General features: G+C 55.3%; 2 protein-coding genes. Both read left to right on the top strand.

The features are described 5' to 3' along the window. The first annotated feature begins 377 nt into the window (after positions 1-377). Positions 378-548 carry a hypothetical protein gene (locus IQ292_RS17510; protein WP_203311587.1) on the top strand — a complete coding sequence of 57 codons (171 nt, stop codon included), beginning with the start codon at positions 378-380 and terminating at the stop codon, positions 546-548. 2,005 nt (positions 549-2,553) lie between these two features. Then, positions 2,554-5,407: calcium-binding protein (locus IQ292_RS17850; protein WP_275298351.1), on the top strand; the 2,854-nt coding region annotated here is incomplete at its 3' end.

The raw sequence follows: 5,407 nt of genomic DNA, 5'->3' as shown, positions 1-5,407 counted from the left end.
ACTATGCTGCCGCAAACATCGTCGATATGGCAGCGTGACTCACATCCAACGGCCTCCGGCAAACCCGGCGCGGTTCATTGACCATGACCGAACGCGCACGGATCGCAGGCACGATAAGCGCGCTCGTGGCAGCACGCTCCGCGAACAAGGGGCACAGGGTAGCGCCCGGTCATCTGCCACAGCGGGCCGGTGTCCTGAAGGTGGCGCCGAGGTACTGACCCGCTCCCTCGGTCAGGTGGCCGCGCAGCAACGGTGCCGCAGCGTCAGGTAAACGCGTGCCAAGCCGTCGTATCGCGCTTCGGGTTCACAGCCATGCGTAGCTCCGCGCGAAGGGCGGCCTGGTTCCGATGCCGGTGCCCGCCGGTTAGAAGGGCTCCATGCCCAAGGCCTTCGACCTCATGGATCAACCTGGACGGTTCGCGGCCGAACGTGGACTATCGCTCGGCACGCCGCACGTGCGGAATGCCTTTACCGAGCACGTACAGCATGCCGTTGACAGCGGACTCCGCGATCAGTTGCTGCTGCATGGACGCGCGTCGAAGCCATGATCGAGGCGCCGCTCGTCAGCCTGGGCCAGTTCAGACTCCTGACTCGGGAGGACCGCGGACACGTGTTTCCGGAAGGCGAGTTTATCGCGCCCGGCTTCCACGTCGTCCCGGCGGACAGCAGGCATTGGCTCGTCGAGGTCAAGAACGTTTAAGAGGAGGATCCGTTCGCTTAGCACCGTGTGCTGATGATCCCGCGATAGCACGCGAAGCTGCGGGACTAGCCTACGCCAACCCCTTCGACGACGGGAGGCAAGTGATGGGTCAGGCTAACTCTGCCACTCCTCAGACCCTGGGATGACCCTGCGCCAAGCCAAGCCATGGAACGTGTTGACCGAGCGTGTGCGGTCGGCAGAGGCGAGGGGCGCGGCGGCGCGCCGGCCGACCGCGTGAGGGTCGGGCAGCACGAACGGAGTGATGAGGAAGCGACCGACCGTCCGAAGGCGATTGCCCATGGGCGGGGCCATTTCAGGCAGCTGCGGAAAGCGCCTCACGGTGGTCTCGAACGTCTCCGCCGGCGTTCCGGTCTGGTCAGCACATCGTCGTCGGTCCACCTTGCGAGACCGCACCTTGCTAGCGATAGAACAGATAGTGACGGTCCTGGCCCAAATCGTAGCCGACCGCGCCCTGCAGGCAGACGGCTTGCGCGAATAGCCACCACGGTAGTTCCACCCGGGCCACCCGACGGCCTAACACGCGCCCGATGACGGTCGACATCTCGGCCGTGTTCAGCAGCGTCGGCCCGGTCGGGCGATAGCTGTGTCCGCCTGCGGGTCGGGATCGATGAGGGCGGCGACGGCCACGCGAGCGATGTCGCGCCTCGCGGGCGGCGCTTTCAGGCTGTCGCCCGTCAACGAAGGGAAAAGCCCCACATGTACGGCCATTTCGAGCGGCGGCAGATAGTTGTCAGCGAAGAAACCGGGCCGGACGGTGTTCCGTCCGATGCCGTAGCTGGCACGCGCGAGATGAACTCTCTTCCTTTGTGAACGCGGACCTTTCGTGATCCAATCGGATTACGATCAAACCTGGATTGACCGTAATCCGAATGTCTCGTCCCGCAGCAAAGCGTTAAAGAAGCGCAGGTCGGCCACGAGCTGCCTCAGCTTGACGCTCTCCTCTTCGCGCTATCCCAGCCGCCGCATCTCCGACGACATCAGCCCCGCACATTTCTCGCGCCATGCGCAAAACGTCGCCTGGCTAATCAGTTTTTGTTTCGGCCTGCCTCGCCAACACTCGTGCCGTTTTCTGCGCACTTCACAACAAGTCCAATATGCGCCTTCCGAGAAATTAGATCATCTTATGCTCAGTCCGCTTCTTGTGCCATCTTTTACGATTAAAGACTCCCACTCAAGGCGGTCCAGGAAACGGGCGGCAGGCCACGGCTCGCTGCATGGGTCGGCGGCCAACGCCTGCTAAGAAGAGACTTCCATTGACATGAATAATATGTCATCTTAACGTTATGAAACCTTCATTATCGAGCGTATTTCGAAGCATCTTAATTAAGATTTCTTTGTGAGATCATTAAATAAAGTTGCCGAATAAATATATTAGCGTCTAGGCAAATGAGCATTGAAACTTGGGATTTGCGAAGATCAGTTCTGGCATGCCAAATACTTTTCCCGCCACTCTTGGGGGTTTCTGTTGACTAGACTTGCCGTCCGCTTCGTCAAAGCAGTATATGAATTGAGATCACCTCCGCGGGAGCTCAAGTCGGCAACATTCTTCTCAAATCTGTTTCTTTGTACCCTCAATATGCGCTCGGCAGAGTCTAGCTTATCCAAGGGTGCGCCAGATTGGCGGATTATTTCTTTGAAAGCGATTGCAATTGCAAAGCACTGACTGGCATCGTTTTCCTGTTCACTGAAATTATTTGTACTGCAACCTGCTAAAAGACCAATAATTAGCCATGCCAAACCTCTCATTTTGCGGCATCCTGATTGTATAAATGAGTGGGCTGCCGATAACAGCAATCTATTAATAATTTCCTAATAAGGTGGTGGAGAAAAATATGACCTGCGAAAGTGATGGCAATCATATGGCTCAGGGATTGCTTGATTACATTGATTCTATGGCAAATCTACCTGGCATGGCAGGCTATATCGGCAAACACCTTAAGTCTCACGTTAACGGATCAAAGTATGATGCGACAGCTTTAGACCTTGCCAGTGCAACCGGGATTGATAATGCGGTTTCCGCTGGTTTAGGAGAAGCAATTGCAAATACCGGAGCAAAGCTAACTGCGTCCGCTGTAGCGAACTACCAGACGGTAAGTGACTACAATAGCGCATTGCAAAATTCTATGAAGCAGTTGGAAAAGACTCGCACTTTAACTGATGAGAATCCTAACGGAGGGCCGGGCAAGTGCGACCCTGATCCTAACCCTGATCCTAACCCGAACCCGACCCCGAACCCGAACCCGACCCCGAACCCGAACCCCAACCCCAACCCCAACCCCAACCCCAACCCCAATGGTCCGCCGCCTAGGCCCGGCGATCCTGGTTTCTTTCCACTTCCCAACGGTTCGCCAAACCCCGGAAGATCGCCGGGCCAGCCGATGCCTGGCAGTCCCCCTCAGCCACGGGACCCGTTCGTTATTGACCTAGACGGTGACGGAATAGAATTGACGTCAGAATTCGCAGGATCTACTTATTTTGATTACGATGGCGACGGCTTCAGAGAGCGCACGGGCTGGGTTGGCCGCGATGATGCCCTTCTTGTATACGATAAGAATGCGAATGGCAAAATCGATGATGGCTCCGAGCTCTTTGGAAGCGCCACCGTTGACGCGTTCGATGCTCTGCGCGAGTTTGACACAAATAATGATGGAGTACTCAACAGCGAGGACAGTAAGTTCTCCGACCTCAAGATTTGGCGTGACTCAAATGGCGACGGTATTAGCGATCAAGGAGAGATTGTTGCCCTTTCGTCTGTTGGTTTGGTATCACTTGATCTCAAAGCTTCGAATGTAAGCGCGGTTAGTCAGGGAAATTTGATTGCTAAGGGAGGGGTTGCACATTTCGAAGATGGAAGGAATGCAGATACCGCCAGCGTATATTTCGCCGTAAGCAAGCAAAACACTGCTTACGTCAGGCCAGAAAATTTCGCCTATGATCAAACTGCTGTGCTTCTTCCAGAGCTGCGCGGATTTGGGAGAGTTCGAGATTTGTCAATCGCGTCATCAGAGAACAATTCGCTGCTCCAAAATGTCAGGCTATTGACACTAGAAAGTAATGGGATGGCAGCTCCTATGCTGCGCTCCCGTGTAGCTTCGCTTGTGGATGAGTGGGTTGGCGCGATCGATCGTCCTCGCGATGATCGCGGTGTAAACGTTGATTACCACAAATTGTCTATCCTCGAGGCATTCTGGGGAGAGCCTTTCTGGGAAAAGAATATCTCAGTCGGACAGGCAAAAGTAATCAACGCCCTGTATGATAAATTAATTGATGGTTTTACTGGACGGTTTGTTGTTCAGGCTGCTATTTCTGCATACTTGCTTCAAGTCGCCGAGGGTGGTGATCCGAACATATTTGATCATTCCCTTTCGCCATATGCGGTGTTTGGTTATGATCAATCAACCGATTGCGTGAGTGGCAGGCCCGATCTTTTGTTGTCGCTCCTTACATCGAAGGTATCTGGCACGCAGATTCAACAGATCCGGCAGCTGTCCGACCTTAGTGCATTCTTGCCTTACGTCAGCAGCGCTCTCTATGGTGGCGAAGGGGATTATTTGCAACGCTACTTGGTAGGGATGCTTACCCCAGCTTCCAACGAGAGTGATATAGACAATGCTGCGGCCATCGCGGCGATCCGCAATGTATCGCTATACGGTACAGCTAGCAATGATACTCTCTCAGGTGATGATCGTCCCGGCGGTAGGTACGCGTTGTATGGCTTTTCGGGCGATGATATTCTTCAAGGTCGCCAAGCGGCAGACTTGCTGCGCGGGGGAGAAGGGAACGACCTACTTTCCGGTGGTGGGGGAGACGACCTTTTCATCTTCAATCCTGGCGATGGTCAGGATACGATCCTTGATGATGTTGACTATTTCAACCGCGGTGGTGACGATACCTTGCAGCTGGGCGCCGGAATTAATCCGGGCGATGTCTCCGTTGTACAAGGCAATGGCGGCAGAGATCTGGTTCTGACCTTCGCCGGCAGCGCCGACAGCATCACCATCAAGGACGCGCTCATCAACGAGTCCGCGCGCATCGAACACGTCATTTTCGCCAACGGCACAAGCTGGTCGTTCACCGATCTGGCTGCCATGTCCATGGCATCAACATCCGGCGCCGATACGATCTATGGCACCGCGAGCAATGAAGTGATCGACGGCGGTGCTGGTAGCGATACGCTTGACGGCCGAGGCGGCGACGACATCATCACAGGTGGAACCGGCAACGATCTCCTGACCGGCGGTAGCGGCAACGATACCTTCATCTTCAATCCTGGCGATGGCCAGGATACGATCCTTGATGATGTTGACTACTTCAACCGCGGTGGTGACGATACCTTGCAGCTGGGCGCTGGAATTAATCCGGGCGATGTCTCCGTTGTACAAGGCAATGGCGGCAGAGATCTGGTTCTGACCTTCGCCGGCAGCGCCGACAGCATCACCATCAAGGACGCGCTCATCAACGAGTCCGCGCGCATCGAACACGTCATTTTCGCCAACGGCACAAGCTGGTCACACGAACATCTAGTTAAATTGTCAGGCTTATTTGGGCCGGCTCCGCTGACGGGTAGTGATGGCGACGACAGATTGACTGGTACCACGTCAGATGACACCCTTATTGGCGGCAAGGGGAATGATTATCTCTACGGTGGTCGCGGTAGTGACACCTATCGATATACCTCTGGTGACG

Origin of the sequence: Sphingomonas beigongshangi (genome assembly GCF_016820445.1) — a bacterium.
Classification (GTDB): domain Bacteria; phylum Pseudomonadota; class Alphaproteobacteria; order Sphingomonadales; family Sphingomonadaceae; genus Sphingomonas; species Sphingomonas beigongshangi.
Note: the sequence above shows the minus strand (reverse complement) of the source record. Positions and strands in the feature narration are given on the sequence as shown.